General features: G+C 70.2%; 14 protein-coding genes. 10 read left to right on the top strand and 4 right to left on the bottom strand.

What is annotated here, in order from left to right; all coding sequences use genetic code 11:
* Nucleotides 1–6: 6 nt before the first annotated feature.
* Nucleotides 7–1,128, bottom strand: a complete 1,122-nt coding sequence (locus AC5Y31_RS11520; protein ID WP_499980467.1) for a citrate synthase 2 — start codon at nucleotides 1,126–1,128, stop codon at nucleotides 7–9.
* An 85-nt stretch (nucleotides 1,129–1,213) separates the two neighbouring features.
* On the opposite strand from AC5Y31_RS11520, the gene pdxH reads away from it, so the two are divergent.
* The 5 genes from pdxH (at nucleotide 1,214) to arfA (ending at nucleotide 5,392) form a co-directional block, all read left to right on the top strand.
* Entirely contained in the window at nucleotides 1,214–1,873 is a 660-nt protein-coding gene (gene pdxH, locus AC5Y31_RS11515; protein WP_499980465.1) for a pyridoxamine 5'-phosphate oxidase, read from the top strand.
* A gap of 16 nt (nucleotides 1,874–1,889) precedes the next feature.
* Entirely contained in the window at nucleotides 1,890–3,161 is a 1,272-nt protein-coding gene (locus tag AC5Y31_RS11510) for an MFS transporter (protein WP_499980463.1), read from the top strand.
* 108 nt (nucleotides 3,162–3,269) lie between these two features.
* Nucleotides 3,270–4,565 carry a citrate synthase gene (locus AC5Y31_RS11505; protein WP_499980461.1) on the top strand — a complete coding sequence of 432 codons (1,296 nt, stop codon included), beginning with the start codon at nucleotides 3,270–3,272 and terminating at the stop codon, nucleotides 4,563–4,565.
* A 5-nt stretch (nucleotides 4,566–4,570) separates the two neighbouring features.
* Nucleotides 4,571–4,939: an FKBP-type peptidyl-prolyl cis-trans isomerase gene (locus tag AC5Y31_RS11500; protein ID WP_499980459.1), complete on the top strand. Its 369-nt coding sequence runs from the start codon at nucleotides 4,571–4,573 to the stop codon at nucleotides 4,937–4,939.
* Nucleotides 4,940–5,392: a channel-forming protein ArfA/OmpATb gene (gene arfA / locus AC5Y31_RS11495; protein WP_499980458.1), complete on the top strand. Its 453-nt coding sequence runs from the start codon at nucleotides 4,940–4,942 to the stop codon at nucleotides 5,390–5,392.
* A 6-nt stretch (nucleotides 5,393–5,398) separates the two neighbouring features.
* Here arfA and AC5Y31_RS11490 read toward each other — a convergent pair whose 3' ends face one another.
* Nucleotides 5,399–6,733, bottom strand: a complete 1,335-nt coding sequence (locus tag AC5Y31_RS11490; protein WP_064856776.1) for a HAMP domain-containing sensor histidine kinase — start codon at nucleotides 6,731–6,733, stop codon at nucleotides 5,399–5,401.
* A 17-nt stretch (nucleotides 6,734–6,750) separates the two neighbouring features.
* Complete coding sequence (gene prrA, locus AC5Y31_RS11485; protein WP_064856775.1) at nucleotides 6,751–7,461, bottom strand: two-component system response regulator PrrA; 711 nt, start codon at nucleotides 7,459–7,461, stop codon at nucleotides 6,751–6,753.
* 147 nt (nucleotides 7,462–7,608) lie between these two features.
* Here prrA and AC5Y31_RS11480 point away from each other — a divergent pair, with 147 nt between their 5' ends.
* Nucleotides 7,609–9,300: an ABC transporter ATP-binding protein gene (locus AC5Y31_RS11480; RefSeq protein WP_499980787.1), complete on the top strand. Its 1,692-nt coding sequence runs from the start codon at nucleotides 7,609–7,611 to the stop codon at nucleotides 9,298–9,300.
* Entirely contained in the window at nucleotides 9,297–11,036 is a 1,740-nt protein-coding gene (locus AC5Y31_RS11475; protein ID WP_499980454.1) for an ABC transporter ATP-binding protein, read from the top strand. Before AC5Y31_RS11480 ends, AC5Y31_RS11475 begins: the two co-directional genes overlap by 4 nt.
* Here the strand turns inward: AC5Y31_RS11475 and AC5Y31_RS11470 are convergent.
* Entirely contained in the window at nucleotides 11,033–12,505 is a 1,473-nt protein-coding gene (locus tag AC5Y31_RS11470) for a carboxyl transferase domain-containing protein (RefSeq protein ID WP_499980453.1), read from the bottom strand. The two genes, AC5Y31_RS11475 and AC5Y31_RS11470, sit on opposite strands and share 4 nt — an antisense overlap.
* A 27-nt stretch (nucleotides 12,506–12,532) precedes the next feature.
* Between AC5Y31_RS11470 and AC5Y31_RS11465 the strand changes: the two genes are divergently transcribed.
* The 3 genes from AC5Y31_RS11465 to AC5Y31_RS11455 are packed head-to-tail and all read left to right on the top strand — an operon-like array spanning nucleotide 12,533 to nucleotide 16,793.
* On the top strand, nucleotides 12,533–13,264 hold the full coding sequence (locus tag AC5Y31_RS11465; protein WP_301631285.1) for an enoyl-CoA hydratase: 732 nt from the start codon (nucleotides 12,533–12,535) through the stop codon (nucleotides 13,262–13,264).
* 14 nt (nucleotides 13,265–13,278) lie between these two features.
* Complete coding sequence (locus AC5Y31_RS11460; RefSeq protein ID WP_499980451.1) at nucleotides 13,279–14,379, top strand: MBL fold metallo-hydrolase; 1,101 nt, start codon at nucleotides 13,279–13,281, stop codon at nucleotides 14,377–14,379.
* The gene (locus AC5Y31_RS11455) at nucleotides 14,376–16,793 is read left to right on the top strand and encodes an HAD-IC family P-type ATPase (protein WP_499980450.1); all 2,418 of its coding nucleotides are present in this window, start codon (nucleotides 14,376–14,378) and stop codon (nucleotides 16,791–16,793) included. Before AC5Y31_RS11460 ends, AC5Y31_RS11455 begins: the two co-directional genes overlap by 4 nt.
* Nucleotides 16,794–16,804 lie beyond the last annotated feature (11 nt).

The raw sequence follows: 16,804 nt of genomic DNA, 5'->3' as shown, positions 1-16,804 counted from the left end.
AACGGATCAGCCCACGGGGTGTGAAAGCCGATCCCAGCCGGCAACCGAATCCGCGCTGCGCGGGCCGGGCCCCACATAGATCGCCGACGGGCGCACCAGCTTGCCCAGCCGCTTCTGCTCCATGATGTGGGCGCACCAGCCCGCGGTGCGGCCGCAGGTGAACATCGCCGGCATCATCGCCGGAGGCACCTCGGCGAAGTCCAGGATCACCGCCGCCCAGAACTCGACGTTGGTCTCGATGGCCCGGTCCGGACGGCGCTCCCGCAGCTCGGCGAGTGCCGCCTGCTCCAGGGCCGCGGCCACCTCGTAGCGGGGCGCGGCCAGCCGCTTGGCGGTGGCGCGCAGCACCCGGGCGCGCGGGTCCTCGGCGCGGTACACCCGGTGGCCGAAGCCCATCAGCTTCTCGCCGCGATCCAGGATGCCCTTGACCACCGCGCGGGCGTCGCCGGAGTCCTCGACCTCGGCGATCATCGGGATCACCCGGGCCGGGGCACCGCCGTGCAGCGGGCCGCTCATCGCGCCGATCGCACCGGACAGCGCCGCGCCGACGTCGGCACCGGTGGAGGCGATCACCCGGGCGGTGAACGTGGAGGCGTTCATCCCGTGCTCGGCCGCCGATACCCAGTAGGCGTCGATCGCTTCGACGTGGCGGGGGTCGGGTTCGCCGCGCCAGCGGGTCATGAACCGCTCGGTGATGGTGGCGCAGCCGTCGATCTCCGACTGCGGCACCGGCGCCTGCGAGCCGCGCGCCGACTGCGCGACGTAGGACAGCACCATCACCGCCGCGCGCGCCAACTGGTCACGGGCGGTGGCGTCGTCGGTGTCCAGCAGCGGCTTGAAGCCCCACTGCGGCGCCAGCATCGCCACCGCGGCCTGGGCATCGACTCGCACATCACCGGTGCGCACCGACAGTTCCTGCGCCTCGGCGGGGGCCAGCGGGCGATTGAAGTCGCCATCGACCAGCAGGGCCCACACGTCGCCGAAGCTGACGCGCGAAGCCAGGTCCTCGATGTCGACACCGCGGTAGCGCAGCGCGCCGCCGTCCTTGTCCGGTTCAGCGATCTCGGTGGTGAAGGCCACCGTGCCTTCCAGGCCGGCGACGAAGTTGTCCGGGACTGCAGCAGTCATGCCTCCGATTCTCCCACTCGCAGACCCGGCAGTTGCTACCGGTCGGTAATGACGGCCGGGATGCGCAACGGCGTAGCGTTGTGCGGTGCACGAGACAGGCCCCGACAACGAGCACCTGGCGGCGATGCGAGTGGAATACCGGGAGAAGGACAACAGCGGCGACCTCGACGTGGACTGGCTCGAGGACGGCTGGGAGGTTTTGCTGCGCAACTGGATCGGCGACGCCGAACGCGCCGGCGTCCCCGAGCCCAACGCCATGGTGCTGGCCACCGTCGAGGACGGCAGACCGGTCAGCCGTTCGGTGCTGTGCAAGAACCTCGACCAGAATGGCGTCACCTTCTTCACCGACGACGGTTCGGCCAAGGCCGCCCAGCTGGCCGCCACACCGTACGCGTCGGCGACGTTTCCCTGGTATCAGTTGGGCCGCCAGGTCCACATCCGCGGCCGGGTCGCCAAGACCGACGCCGCGATCCCCGCCGAGTACTGGGCGCACCGGCCCCGGGCGTCGCAGCTGGGTTACTGGGCATCGCAGCAGTCCCAGCCGATCGCCTCGCGCGCGGCGTTGCTCGAGCAGCTCGTCGAGGTCACCGCGCGATTCGCCGACGCCGAACAGGTTCCGGTCGCGCCCACCTGGGCCGGATATGTCATCGCGCCGGAGGTGGTGGAGTTCTGGCAGGGCCGGGAAGGCCGGCTGCACAACAGGATTCGGGTGAGCGGCGGGCGCATCGAGCGCCTACAGCCCTGAGCCCGGGTCGGCTCCGGTGAGGCTGTTCGCCGACACCACGCCGCTGCGCAGCCCCGACTTTCGCCGGCTGTGGGTGGCCGGGATCCCCACCGTCATCGGGGCGAACCTGACCATCTTCGCGGTCCCGGTCCAGATCTACGCGCTCACCGGCAGCTCGGCCTACGTCGGGTTGGCGGGTCTGTTCGCGCTGGTACCGCTGGTGGTCTTCGGGCTGCTCGGCGGCGCCTGGGCCGACGCGATGGACCGCCGAACACTGCTGATCATCGCCTCCTGCGGGTTGGGGTTGGCCTCGCTGCTGCTGTGGGTGCAGGCGGTGCTCGGCGGCGGGGTCTGGCTGGTGCTGTGCCTGCTGGCCGTGCAGCAGGCCTTCTACGCGATCAACTCGCCCACCCGTTCCGCGGCGATTCCGCGCATGGTCGCAGGCGGTGACCTGCCCGCGGCCAATTCGCTGAACATGACCGTGATGCAGTTCGGGGCCATCGTCGGGCCGCTGTTGGCCGGCCTGCTGCTCGGCTGGGTAGACCTGTCCACCCTCTACCTGATCGATGCGCTGACCTGCATCTTCCCCATCTGGGCGACCTTTCGGCTGGCACCCATGCCGCCCGCCGGATCAACCGACGGCTCGCGTTTCGGGGTGGCGGCGGTGCTGGACGGATTTCGCTATCTGGCCGGCAACACCGTGGTGCTGATGTCGTTCGTGGTGGACCTCATCGCGATGGTGCTGGGCATGCCGCGGGCGCTGTTCCCGCAGATCGCCGCCGCGGACTTCGGCGGGCCGGTCGAGGGCGGCACCACGATGGCGCTGCTGGCCGCGGCGATGGCGGTCGGGGCGGTGGCCGGTGGCGTGTTCTCCGGATGGCTGCCGCGGATCGACCGCCAGGGCCTGGCGATCGTCATCTCGATCGTGGTCTGGGGTGCGGCGATGGCCGGCTTCGGGCTGGCGGTGGCGCGCGCCGACGGCCATACCGGACGAGTGCTGTGGGCGGCGCTGGCGTTCCTGGCGGTCGGCGGCGCCGCGGACATGGTGTCGGCGGCGTTCCGTTCGACGATGCTGCAGCAGGTCGCCTCCGACGAGATGCGGGGCCGGCTGCAGGGAGTGTTCACGGTGATCGTCGCCGGAGGACCACGCCTCGCCGACGCCGTGCACGGGGCGGCCGGTGCGGTGGTGGGAACGGCCGCCGCGGCGGCCGGCGGTGGGGCGCTGGTGATCGTCGGAGTGCTGCTCGCCGCCCTCGTGGCGCCGGCTTTCCTCGGCTACCGCCGGCCGGGACCGGCAGTGCCGCGATGACGGTTCCGCGATACTCGGCCCCGGGCGGGCGCGTCGGCCCCGAACCGACTACCTTTTCCTATACACGCCCGATCGACTGGTTAGCCGAATAGCGCAAAGGGGTTCCTTGTGGCCGCAACCGAAGAATCCGCCACCCTGAAGTACCCGGGCGGCGAGCTGGAGCTGCCGATCGTCCAGGCCACCGAGGGCTCCGACAGCCTGGCCATCGGTTCGCTGCTCGCCAAGACCGGCTACACCACGTTCGACAACGGCTACGCCAACACCGCGCCCGTCAAGAGCGCCATCACCTACATCGACGGCGACGCGGGAATCCTGCGCTACCGCGGCTACCCGATCGAGCAGCTCGCCGAGAAGTCCACCTTCATCGAGGTCAGCTACCTGCTGATCTACGGCGAACTGCCCACCGCCGAACAGCTGGCGACCTTCACCGGCCGGATCCAGCGGCACACCATGCTGCACGAGGACCTCAAGCGGTTCTTCGACGGCTTCCCGCGCAACGCCCACCCGATGCCGGTGCTGTCCAGCGTGGTCAACGCGCTCTCGGCCTACTACCAGGACTCGCTGGACCCCTCCGACAACGAGCAGGTCGAGGTCTCGACCATCCGGCTGCTGGGCAAACTGCCCACCATCGCCGCCTACGCCTACAAGAAGTCCGAGGGGCAGCCGTTCCTGTACCCGGACAACTCGCTTTCCCTGGTGGAGAACTTCCTCCGGATGACCTTCGGGCTGCCGGCCGAGCCCTACGAGGTCGACCCCGAGGTGGTCCGCGCCCTGGACATGCTGTTCATCCTGCACGCCGACCACGAGCAGAACTGCTCGACGTCGACGGTGCGGCTGGTCGGCTCGTCGCGCGCCAACCTGTTCACCTCGATCTCCGGTGGCATCAACGCGCTGTGGGGCCCGCTGCACGGCGGGGCGAACCAGGCGGTGCTGGAGATGCTGGAGCAGATCCGCGACCAACACGGCAACGTCGGCGACTTCGTCAAGAAGGTCAAGAACCGCGAAGACGGCGTCAAGCTGATGGGCTTCGGCCACCGGGTCTACAAGAACTACGACCCGCGGGCGCGCATCGTCAAGGAGCAGGCCGACAAGATCCTCGGCAAGCTCGGCGGCGACGACGAACTGCTCGGCATCGCCAAGGACCTCGAAGAGGCCGCCCTGACCGACGACTACTTCGTCGAGCGCAAGCTCTACCCGAACGTCGACTTCTACACCGGTCTGATCTACCGGGCGATCGGCTTCCCGGCCCGGATGTTCACCGTGCTGTTCGCGCTGGGCCGGTTGCCCGGCTGGATCGCGCACTGGCGCGAGATGCACGACGAGGGCGACTCCAAGATCGGCCGGCCGCGTCAGGTCTACACCGGCTACACCGAGCGCGACTACGTCACCATCGGCGGGCGGTAACCGCCGTGACGAACCCGGGCAAGCCCCAGATCACCGTGCCGAGCGGTCCAGCCCCCACCGAACTCGTCATCGAGGACATCGTCGTCGGAGAGGGCCCGGCGGCCGCGCCCGGCGCTCTGGTCAACGTGCACTACCTGGGTGTGGACTACGACACCGGCGCGGAGTTCGACAGCTCGTGGAACCGGGGCGAGTCCCTGGAGTTTCCGCTCGACGGGCTCATCGCGGGTTGGCAGGACGGCATCCCCGGGATGAAGGTGGGCGGACGACGCCAATTGGTCATCCCGCCTGAGCTGGCCTACGGCCCGGCCGGCACCGGACATCAACTGGCCGGCAAGACCCTGGTCTTCGTGATCGATCTGCTCGGCACCCGCTGAGTGCGCGCCCGGCTGATCACGGCGGCGCTGATTGCGGTGCTGCTGGGCGCGCCCGGCTGTGAGCGGCAACAAGATTCGCCGCCCGGCACCGATCCCGGCGCTGCGGTGCCGGTCTCGGTGGTCCGGCACGGCAACGAGATCACCGTGGCCGGGACGGTGTCCGATCCGGCGGCCCGACGGGCGCTGCTGGACGCGGTAATCACCTCGATTGACGACGTCACCGTCATCGACCGGCTCGACGTGGCGCCGCGCGTCACGACACCGGACTTCTCCGGATCGGCTCCGGTCTTCGAAGCGGCGGCCGCGATCGCCGATTTCGCGTTGAGCGTCAGCGGCGACACCGTGACGCTGACCGGGACCGCAGCGAAGGCGGCCGAAGCGGCCGCCGTCGCCGACGCGGCAAAGGACGCCTGGCCGCGAGCCGGCATCGCCAACGAGCTGGCGATCGGCTAACTGAGCTCAGCGCGGCGGCGGCAGTCGCAACATCAACCGCGCCCCGCCCATCGGGCTGTCTTCCAGCGTTGCCGTGCCGCCGTGCAATCCGGCTTGCTGAGCCACCAGGGCCAGCCCGAGACCCGAGCCCGAATGCGATGCCGTCGACCCGCGGGAGAACCGTTCGAACACCACCTGGCGCTCCTCCTCGGGAAGCCCGGTGCCGTTGTCGTCGATGGCGATCTCCACGCCCGCGCGGGAGGTGACCGCCGACAACTGCACCTGGGTGGCGCCGCCGTGCTTGACCGCGTTGGCGATCGCGTTGTCCACCGCCAGCCGCAGTCCGGCCGGCAGCCCGACGATGATGCAGGTCGGCGATGGCACCAGCGAGACGTTCAGGTCGGGGAAGACCCGCATCGCGTCGTGCGCTGCCCGGTCGAGCAGCTCGGTGATGTCCACCGGCACCTGGTCGTCGGCCGTGGACAGCTCGCCCTGGGCCAGCCGCTCCAGCGCCGACAGCGTGGCCTCGATCCGGGTCTGGGTACGCACGACGTCGTTGAGGACTTCCTTGCGCTGATCATCAGGCAGGTCCAGGGTGGTCAGCACCTCGAGATTGGTGCGCATCGCGGTCAGCGGGGTGCGCAGCTCGTGGGAGGACACCGCGGCGAAGTCGCGCGCCGACGCCAGCGCCTCTTTGGTGCGGTCCTGCTCTTTCCAGATCCGCTGCAGCATGCCGCGCATCGCCAAGGCGATCTCGACGGCTTCACTGGCGCCGCGCACCTCGATCTCCGGTCGCTCGTCGCCGGCGTCGATGGAGCGGGCCTGCTGGGCCAGCCGACGCAGCGGCCGCACCGCGAACGCGGCCAGCAGCCAGCCCAGCACCGCGGCCGCGCCGATCGCGAACGTACACAGCAACAGCACCCGCCGGTGCAGGTTGTTGGTGTCGGCGACGGTGGCGTCGTAGGTGGCGCCGACCGCCAGCGACCGCGGCCCCGGCCCGGGAATGTCGACGGTGCGGACCCGGTAGCGCACCCCGTCGATCTCGGTGTCGGCGTAGCCGGGCTCGAGCTGCGGCAGCACCACCGCGGAGTTCGACGTCACCTCACCTGCCCGGCGCAGGGTGATCACAGCGTCGGTGGCACCGGCCGATCGGGGCAGCTCGCCCAGACCGATGAGTGGGACCGTCAGACCGGCCGCCTCGTCGAGCCGGCGGTCCAGCCAATACTTGCGGTCGTTGGTGACCCCGACCCACACGATGGCGCCGATGATGACCGTCACAATCGCGGTGCCGATGGCGGTCGCCAGCACCACCCGGGTTCGCAGCGACGGCGTGCGGGCGAAGAGGCGCCGCAGCGCGTTCATGACGTTCATCGTGGTCCTCACTGCGTGCGCAGAACGAATCCGACTCCGCGCACGGTGTGCAGCAGCCGGGGCGCGCCACCGGCTTCCAGCTTGCGCCGCAGGTAGCCGATGAACACGTCGACGACGTTGGTGTCGGCGGCGAAGTCATAACCCCAGACCAGCTCGAGCAGCTGGGCGCGGGACAACACCGCGGTCTTGTGCTCGGCGAGCACCGCCAGCAGGTCGAACTCCCGCTTGGTCAGGTCCACGTCGACGCCCTTGACCCGGGCGCGCCGGCCCGGGATGTCGACCTCCAGTGGGCCGACGGTGATGGTCTCCGACGACGAGCTGGCCGACGACCCGCGCCGCCGCAGCATCGCCCGCACCCGGGCCACCAGTTCGGCCAGCACGAACGGCTTGACCAGGTAGTCGTCGGCGCCGGCCTCCAGGCCCGCGACCCGGTCGTCGACCGAACTGCGGGCCGACAGCACGCAGACCGGCACGTCGTCGCCCATCGCCCGCAGGGCGGTCACCACGCTGACGCCGTCCAGCACCGGCATGTTGATGTCGAGCACGATCGCGTCCGGGCGGGCCTCCTTGGCGCTGCGCAACGCTTCGGCGCCGTCGGCCGCGGTCGCCACCTCGAAACCGGACAGGCGCAGTCCGCGTTCCAGCGAGGCGAGCACATCGGAGTCGTCGTCGACGACCAGTACCCGGGGGGAGGCTGCGGCGTTGGCGGGGTTGTTCATGGCCGCCATTTTGCCTGAATGTCGCCGCTGAGCGCGGGATGCTCCTCGGGGCGGCCTAACGGTTCTAGGGTCGAGTGCGTGAATCCCGCCTCGGCGCTGCGCAGCCTGCTGCCGTACCTGCGGCCTTACCGGGCGCGGTGGCTCACCATGATCACCGTCGCCCTGGCCAGCTTGGGCGCCACCGTGGCGATCCCGCTGATGACCAAAGCGGTCATCGACGGGCCGGTGGCCCACCGAGACCAGCCCGGCCTGTTCGTGCTGGGGACGGCGGCCGCCGCGCTCGGCGTCGGTGAGGCGCTGCTGTGGCTGGTGCGGCGCTGGCTGGTCGCGCACGCCACCATGGGCGTCGAAGCCGACCTCCGCAAGGATCTCTACGCCCGGCTGCAGATACTGCCGATGACGTTTCACGGGCGCTGGCAGTCCGGGCAGTTGCTGTCGCGGATCATGAACGACCTGGCCACCATCCGCCGGTTCTTGTCGTTCGTGGTGGTGTTCCTGCTGCTCAACACCTTGCAGATCGTGGCGGTGACCACCATCCTGCTGCTGCTGTACTGGCCGCTGGGCGTGGTGGCGGCCGTGTCGATGGTGCCGGTGACGCTGGCGGTGCAGCACTTCCGGCGCCAGTACACCCGGCTGTCGCGCCGCGCGCAGGACCAGGCAGGCCAGGTCGCCACCGCCGTCGAAGAGTCCGCGGGCGGCCTGCGCACCATCAAGGCGTTCGGTCGCGAGGACTACGTGTTCGCCCAGTTCGACACCCAAGCCAAGACCCTGCGCGACCTGGGTATCGACAAGGTGGTGGTGTCGTCGCGGTTCTGGACGCTGCTGGAGGTGATCCCCAACCTCACGCTGATCGTGGTGCTGGCGATCGGCGCGTACGCGGCCGGCAACCACCTGGTCACGATGGGCACCCTGGTCGCGTTCATCACCTTGATGTTGTCGCTGGTCTGGCCGGTGTCCTCGCTGGGCTTTTTGCTGTCGGCGACCCAGGAGGCGATGACCGCCGCCGACCGGATCACCGAGATCTTCGATGCGCCCGTCGAGATCACCGACGGCCACGATCCGGTGCCGCCGTCGGGGCGACTGGAGTTGCGCGACGTCGGATTCCGCTTCAACGGCCCCTGGGTGCTGCGCGGCGTCAACCTCACCGTCGAACCCGGTGAGACCGTGGCGGTGGTGGGCGCCACCGGATCCGGAAAGTCGGTGCTGGCGATGCTGCTGTCGCGGCTCTACGACGCATCCGAGGGGCAGATCCTCATCGGCGGACGCGACATCCGCTCGCTGACGCTGGCGGCGCTGCGTTCGGCGGTGATCACCGCGTTCGACGATCCGACGCTGTTCTCGATGTCGGTGGCCGAGAATCTGCGGCTGGGCCGGCCCGAGGCGAGCGATGCGGAGCTGGCCCGCGCCCTCGAGGTGGCCTCGGCCGGTTTCGTGTACGACCTGCCGTCCGGGCTCGACACCCGCATCGGCGAACAGGGGATGAGCCTGTCGGGTGGGCAGCGTCAACGGCTGTCGCTGGCCCGGGCCCTGGTGGCCGCACCGACGATCCTGGTGCTCGACGACACCCTGTCGGCGCTGGACGTGCACACCGAAGCTGACGTCACCGATGCGCTGCGCCGGGTACTGCGCGAGGGGGCGATCACCGGGATCGTGGTGGCCAACCGGGCTTCGACCGTGGCGCTGGCCGACCGGGTGGCGTTGCTTGCCGACGGGGCCGTCGTCGCGGTCGGTACCCACGCCGAGCTGCTGGCCGCGGTGCCGCGCTACCGCTACCTGCTGGCCGCCGACGACGAGCTCGACGACGGCGCCGAACACCTCGTCGACTGGGCGCGCCAGTGACACCGGCGCGCGCCCTGCTGTGGTCGCTGCTGCGTCCCTACCGCGTCGCGGTGGTACTGCTGGCGTTGATCGTGGTGGTGGAAAACGCTGCCCGCCTTGCGGTTCCGGTGCTGGCCCAGCGCGGTATCGACCGCGGCATCCCGCCGATAAGCGACGGCTCGATGCGGGTGCTGACGGTGATCATCATTGCGCTGGGGACCGTGGTGCTCACCCAGGCCGGCAGCCGGCTGCTGTTTTTGCAGTGGTCGGGACGGATCGGCCAGCGGGTGCTGCTGGAGTTGCGGCGGCGGGTGTTTCGGCACTTCCAGCGCCTGGATATCGGCTTTCACGACCGCTACACCTCGGGCCGGGTGGTCAGCCGGCTGACCAACGACATCGACGCGATCCAGGAGATGCTGCTGTCCGGGTTCGACAGCCTGGTCAGCGCTGCCCTCACGCTGGTCGGCACCGCGGTGCTGCTGGTCGTGCTGGACTGGCGGCTGGGCCTGATGTGCCTGGCCGCCTTCCCGGTGCTGGCGGCGTTGCTGCGCTGGTTCCGGACCGAGTCGTCGAAGACCTACACCGCGGTGCGGGAACACGCCGCGCGGGTGATCGTCGAGTTCGTCGAGACGATGACCGGGATCAAGGCGGTGCAGGCCTACCGCCGCGAAGCCCGCAACGAGGAGATCTTCGCGGGCGTCGCCGACCGCTACCGCGCCGTCAACGAGAAGGCGTTCAAACTGGTCGCCGTCTTCAGCCCCGGCGTCAAACTGGTCGGCAACCTCACCACCGGCGTGGTGCTGCTCTATGGGGGCTGGCGGGTCCTGCACGGGCACATGACGATCGGGACGTTCACCGCGTTCCTGCTCTACCTGCGGATGTTCTTCGAACCGATGCAGGAGATCACCCAGTTCCTCAACACCTTCCAGTCGGCGACCTCGGCGCTGGAGAAGCTGGCCGGGGTGCTCGCCGAAAAACCCGCGGTCGCCGACCCGGACACCCCGGCCGCCCTCGGCGAGGCCCGCGGCGAGATCGCCTTGCGCGACGTGTGTTTCGGCTACCGGACCGACGCCCCGGTGCTGACCGGGCTGTCGCTGCACATCCCGGCCGGCCAGACCGTGGCGCTGGTCGGCAGCACCGGCGCCGGCAAGACGACCATCGCCAAGCTGATCGGCCGGTTCTACGACCCGACGTCGGGAGCGGTGACACTCGACGGCGTCGACCTGCGGCACCTCACCCAGGCCGAGCTGCGCCGGCACGTGGTGATGGTCACCCAGGAGAATTTCCTGTTCTCCGGGACGTTGGCCGACAACATCCGCTTCGGCCGTCCCGAGGCGACCGACGCCGAGGTGGCCGCCGCCGCGGCGAGCGTGGGCGCCGAGGCGTTCATCGCCGACTTGCCCGAGCGCTATGAGACCGACGTGGCCAAACGCGGCGGCCGGCTCTCGGCGGGACAGCGTCAACTGGTGGCCTTCGCCCGCGCGTTCCTCGCCGACCCGGCGGTGCTGATCCTCGACGAGGCGACGTCGGCGCTGGACATCCCCGGCGAGCGGATGGTGCAGCGGGCGCTGCGCAGCGTGCTGGCCGACCGGACCGCGCTGGTGATCGCCCACCGGCTCTCGACGGTCGAGATCGCCGACCGGGTGCTGGTGATCGAGGGCGGGGCCATCGTCGAAGACGGGCCACCGGCCGAGCTGATCCGCGCCGAGGGGCATTACGCCGCGCTGCACGAGGCCTGGCAGCGGTCCTTGGCTTAGAGCCCGATCCGGCGGTAGCGCTGCAGTCGGGCGGCCAGGCGCTGCTCTTGGGGAACCTCACGCAGCGCGTGCAACTCGGCCGCGATGGCCGCCGACATCCGCTTGGCGAAGTCGATCGGCTCGGCGGCGGCGTCGGGATGCTCGGGCACGATCACGTCGACGATCCCGTGCGCCTTCAGGTCCGCCGACCGGATGCCTTGGGCGTCCGACAGCTCCGGGGCGTGGTCGGTGTCGCGGAACACGATGGCGCTGGCCCCCTCCGGGGGCAGCGGCGCCAGCCAGCCGTGCTGCGCCGCCAGCACCCGATCCGCCGGCACCATCGCCAGCGCGGGCCCGCCGCTGCCCTGGCCGAGCAGCACCGACACCGTCGGCACCTCCAGGGTGACCAGCTCGGCCAGGCAGGCCGCGATCTGTCCGGCCAGCCCACCCTGTTCGGCCTCCACCGACAGCGCCGGCCCCGGGGTGTCGATGGCCAGCACCAGCGGCAGCCGCAGGCCGGCGGCCAACGCCATGCCGCGGCGGGCGTCGCGCAGCGCCACCGGATCGGTCAGGCGATCCGGCCCGCGTAGCTGGCCCAGGACCACCGCCGGCTGGCCACCGAAACGGGCCAGCGCCAGCAGCATGGTGGCGCCGCGTTCGGCGCTTCCGGTGCCCGACAGGAAGACCCGCTCAGTCGCGCCGTGCCGCAGCAGAAACCCGCACCCCGGCCGGTCCGGGCGCCGCGACGCGCACACCGAGTTCCACGCCGGGACGTCGGGAATTGGTTCGGGAGCCGGTCGCGCCGGGGCGGGACCGGGGCCGTCGAGGATCACCTTGAGCGCCCGCGCACAGGTGCGCCGCAGCCACTTCAGCGGGATCACGCCGTCGATCACGCCGTGGGCCTGCAGATTCTCGGCGGTCTGAATGCCCGGCGGGAACGGTGCATCGTAGAGCTGCTCATAGACCCGCGGTCCCAGAAAGCCCACCAGCGCCCCGGGTTCGGCCAGCGTGATGTGGCCGAGGGAACCCCAGGAGGCGAACACCCCGCCGGTGGTCGGGTGGCGCAGGTAGACCAGGTAGGGCAGGTGGGCGCGTTTGTGCAGCTCGACGGCTGCGGCGATCTTCACCATCTGCAGGAACGCGACGGTGCCCTCCTGCATCCGGGTTCCGCCCGAGCTCGGTGACGCCAGCAGCGGCAATCCTTCGGCGGTGGCGCGCTGGATCGCCGAGGTGATCCGCTCGGCAGCGGCCACCCCGATCGAGCCGGCCAGGAAGTCGAAGTCGCTGGCGATCACCGCGACCCGTCGCCCCTTGATCCGGCCCTCGCCGGTGATGACGGCCTCGTCGCGGCCGGTGGCGGCCCGGGCGGCGGCCAGTTCGACGGCGTAGGAGTCGCTGATCGGCAGGGTCAGCGGCTCGTCATCCCAGCTGATGAACGAGCCGCCGTCCAATACCGCCTCGCGCAGTTCGTCGGCCCCGGTCCGGCTCACAACAGCAGGCTAATAGGCTGGTGCGTCATGATCGGTATTACCCGCGACGAAGCCGTCACCACTATCGAGTTGCAGCGACCCGAGCGACGCAACGCGCTGAACTCCCAGCTCGTCACCGAACTGCGCGAGGCGATCGTGGATGCCGCCGACCACGACGTCCGGGCGATCGTGCTGACCGGGCAGGGCACCGTGTTCTGCGCCGGCGCCGATTTGTCCGGCGACGCGTTCGCCGCCGACTACCCCGACAAGCTGCGCGCCCTGCACACGGCCATCGGCGACGTGCAGGTGCCGGTGATCGGCGCGATCAACGGGGCCGCGATCGGCGCCGGCCTGCAACTGGCGATGGTCTGCGATCTGCGGGTGGCCACCCCCGAGGCGTATTTCCAGTTCCCGGTGGCCCGCTACGGCCTGGCGCTGGACAACTGGAGCATCCGCCGGCTCTCCACCCTGGCCGGTTACGGACGGGCCCGCGCGATGCTGCTGACCGCCGAGAAGCTGACCGCCGAGACAGCGCTGCTGACCGGCATGGTCAACCGGATCGGCACGGTGGCCGACGCGCAGGCCTGGGCGCACGAGATCGCCGGGCTGGCGCCGCTGGCGCTGCAGCACGCCAAACGGGTGCTCAACGACGACGGCGCCTACCAGGAGCAGGAGCCGGTGCACAAGGAATTGTTCGACCGGGCCTGGGCCAGCCAGGATGTCATCGAAGCCCAGATGGCGCGCATCGAGAAGCGGCCGCCGAAGTTCCAGGGCGCCTAGCGGGAGGCGCGGTGATGTTGCGCGGAGCACTTCGGCTGGCGGTGGGCACGGCGTCCCTGGCCGCCGGTAGCTGGACGCTTCGCGCGCTGCGCGGCACACCCGGCGCCCTCGGTGCGGCACCGCACGTCATTGACGCGGTGGCCGCCCGGTCGCCGAACTACCGCGACGGGGTCTTCCACAACATCGAGCCGGTCGCGGTCGTCAACATGGACCGCGAACAGCAGCGCCTGATGCTGCGGGAGCTGTTCGCCGATCGCGGCGCGGCGCGGCCCGCGGCACCCGTCCCGTTGGTGGACCCTGATTTCGGCGCCGCCGAACCGCTGTCGATCACCTGGCTGGGCCATGCCACGGCGCTGATCGACGTCGACGGCTACCGCGTCCTGACCGACCCGGTGTTCAGCGAACGCTGCTCGCCGTCGGACGCCGTCGGTCCCCGGCGGCTGCACCCGCCGCCGGTCGAGCTGGCGGCGCTGCCCGCGGTGGACGCGATCGTGGTCAGCCATGACCACTACGACCATCTCGACATCGACACGATCACCGCGCTGGTCCGCAGCCAGCGGGCGCCGTTCGTGGTCCCGCTGGGGGTGGGTGCGCACTTGCGGGCGTGGGGCATTCCCTCCGACCGGGTCATCGAACTCGACTGGGACGAGCACGTCGCGCTCGGCGAACTCACGTTGACCTGCACCCCGGCCCGGCACTTCTCCGGCCGGCTCCTGACCCGCAACATGACCCTGTGGGCGTCGTGGGTGATCGCCGGACCGGGCCACCGGGTGTACTTCGGCGGCGACTCCGGATACACCGGCAGCTTCGCTCGGATCGGCGCCGAGCACGGTCCGTTCGATGTGACCCTGATGCCGATCGGCGCCTACAACACCGCCTGGCCGGACGTCCACATGAACCCCGAGGAGGCGGTCCGGGCCCATCTGGACGTCAACGGCGGCACGCTGGTGCCGATTCACTGGTGCACGTTCCGGCTGGCGCCGCACCGATGGGATGAGCCGGTGGAGCGGTTACTGGCCGCCGCGCAGACCGCCGGTGTCCCGGTGGCCGTCCCGCGTCCCGGCGAGCGGATCCGGCCCTCTGCCGGCGATGTCACGCCGTGGTGGCGGATTTGACCGTCACCCGGGGCGCCGTCGGGCTCACCGACGACGAAGTCGCCCAACGGGTTGCGCAGGGCCAGACCAACGACATCCCGGTGCGTGCCGCACGCAGTGTGCGCGAGATCATCCGGGCCAACGTGTTCACCCGGATCAACGCGATCCTGGGCGTGCTGCTGGCCATCGTGGCGACCACTGGATCGCTGATCAACGGACTGTTCGGGCTGCTCATCGTCTTCAACAGCGTCATCGGCATGGTGCAGGAGATCCGGGCCAAGCAGACGCTGGACAAACTGGCCATCGTCGGCCAGGCGAAACCGTTGGTGCGCAGACAATCCGGGACCGCGGAGCTCCCGGCCCGCGAGGTGGTGCTCGGCGACGTCATCGAACTCGGACCCGGCGACCAGATCGTCGTCGACGGCGAGGTCGTCGAGGTGTCCGATCTGGAGGTCGACGAGTCCCTGCTGACCGGTGAAGCCGACCCGGTCGGCAAGAGCATCGGCGATCAGGTGATGTCGGGCAGTTTCGTGATCTCCGGCAGCGGCGCCTACCGGGCCGCCCGGGTCGGCAGCGAGGCCTACGCGGCCAAACTGGCCGAGGAGGCCACCAAGTTCACCCTGGTGAAATCCGAACTGCGCAACGGCATCAACCAGATCCTGAAATTCATCACCTACCTGTTGATCCCGGCCGGGCTGCTGATCATCTACACCCAGCTGTTCACCACCGATGTGGGCTGGCGGGCATCGGTGCTGGCGATGGTCGGGGCGCTGGTGCCGATGGTTCCCGAGGGTCTGGTGCTGATGACGTCGCTGGCGTTCGCGGTCGGAGTGGTGCGCCTCGGGCGGCGGCAGTGCCTGGTGCAGGAACTGCCCGCGATCGAGGGGCTGGCCCGCGTCGACGTGGTCTGCGCCGACAAGACCGGCACCCTCACCGAGAACGGCATGCGGGTGGCCGAGGTCGCCGAACTTCCCGGCGCTAAAGGGCTTCCGGTACACGAGGCGCTGGCCGCGCTGGCCGCCGAGGATACCCGGCCCAACGCCAGCATCCAGGCCATCGCCGAGGCGTTCCCGACATCGCCGAGCTGGACGCCGAGCGGCTGCGCGCCGTTCAAGTCGGCCACCAAGTGGAGTGGCGTCTCGTTCTCTGAGCACGGCGACTGGCTGATCGGCGCCCCCGACGTACTGCTCGAACCGTCGTCGGAGGCCGCCGAACAGGCCGAACGGATCGGCGCGCGCGGCCTGCGGGTGCTGCTGCTGGGCGTCAGCGACCGGCCCGTCGATCACCCGGACGCGCCCGGGCAGGTCACCCCGGTGGCGTTGGTGGTGCTGGAGCAGAAGGTGCGGCCCGATGCCCGCGATACGTTGAACTATTTTGCCGAACAGCAAGTCTCGGTGAAGGTGATCTCCGGCGACAACGCGGTCTCGGTGGGTGCGGTGGCCGACGAGCTGGGGCTGTCCGGCGGTGCGATGGACGCCCGGCAGCTGCCGTCCGAACCGGACCGGCTGGCCGGCGCATTGGAGGAACACACCGTCTTCGGGCGGGTACGCCCCGATCAGAAGCGGGCCATGGTGCGCGCGCTGCAGTCACGCGACCACACGGTGGCCATGACCGGCGACGGTGTCAACGACGTGCTGGCGCTCAAGGACGCCGACATCGGCGTGGCGATGGGCGCCGGAAGCTCCGCGGCGCGCTCGGTGGCGCAGATCGTGTTGCTGGACAACAAGTTCGCCACCCTGCCCTATGTGGTGGGCGAGGGACGCCGGGTGATCGGCAACATCGAACGGGTGGCGAACCTGTTCTTGACCAAGACGGTGTATTCGGTGCTGCTCGCCCTGCTGGTCGGCCTGGTCGGGCTGGCTTCGGCGCTGTTCGGCACCAAGCCGCTGCTGTATCCGTTCCAGCCGATCCACGTCACGATCGCCGCCTGGTTCACCATCGGCATCCCGGCGTTCGTCCTGTCGCTGGCGCCGAACAACGAACGGGCGCAACCGGGTTTCGTGCGGCGGGTGATGAGCGGGGCACTGCCGGCCGGCCTGGTCGTAGGCATCGCCACCTTCAGCTCCTACCTGCTGGCCTACCGCGGCAGCGAAGCCACCCCGGTGCAACAGATCCAGGCGTCCACCACCGCGCTGATCACCCTGCTGATCACCGCGGGCTGGGTGCTGGCCGTCGTGGCGCGGCCCTATCAGTGGTGGCGGCTGACGCTGGTGATCTGCTGCGGCCTGGCCTATGTGGGCATCTTCGCGATCCCGTTGGCGCGGGAGAAGTTCCTGCTGGACCCCTCCAACGTCGCGCTGACGTCGCTGGCGCTGGGAGTAGGGGCCCTGGGCGCCGCCGCTATCGAGGCGATGTGGTGGGCCCGCGGCGTGATGCTCGGTGAGCGGCCCAAGTTGTGGCGGGAGCCGGCAACGACCACAATGACCCACCGATAACGGGGATATTG

The sequence above is a fragment of the Mycobacterium sp. NGS18 genome (assembly GCF_059813185.1).
The sequence above is the reverse complement of the archived record's forward strand: the minus strand, read 5'-3'. Positions and strand labels throughout refer to the sequence as shown.

Bases quoted from the DNA above. Each gene is read 5' to 3' on its own strand.
- prrA (WP_064856775.1), bottom strand. From the start codon at position 7,461: ATGAACAACCCCGCCAACGCCGCAGCCTCCCCCCGGGTACTGGTCGTC.
- AC5Y31_RS11460 (WP_499980451.1), top strand. From the start codon at position 13,279: ATGTTGCGCGGAGCACTTCGGCTGGCGGTGGGCACGGCGTCCCTGGCC.
- AC5Y31_RS11480 (WP_499980787.1), top strand. From the start codon at position 7,609: ATGATCACCGTCGCCCTGGCCAGCTTGGGCGCCACCGTGGCGATCCCG.
- AC5Y31_RS11465 (WP_301631285.1), top strand. From the start codon at position 12,533: ATGATCGGTATTACCCGCGACGAAGCCGTCACCACTATCGAGTTGCAG.
- AC5Y31_RS11520 (WP_499980467.1), bottom strand. From the start codon at position 1,128: ATGACTGCTGCAGTCCCGGACAACTTCGTCGCCGGCCTGGAAGGCACG.
- AC5Y31_RS11490 (WP_064856776.1), bottom strand. From the start codon at position 6,733: ATGAACGCGCTGCGGCGCCTCTTCGCCCGCACGCCGTCGCTGCGAACC.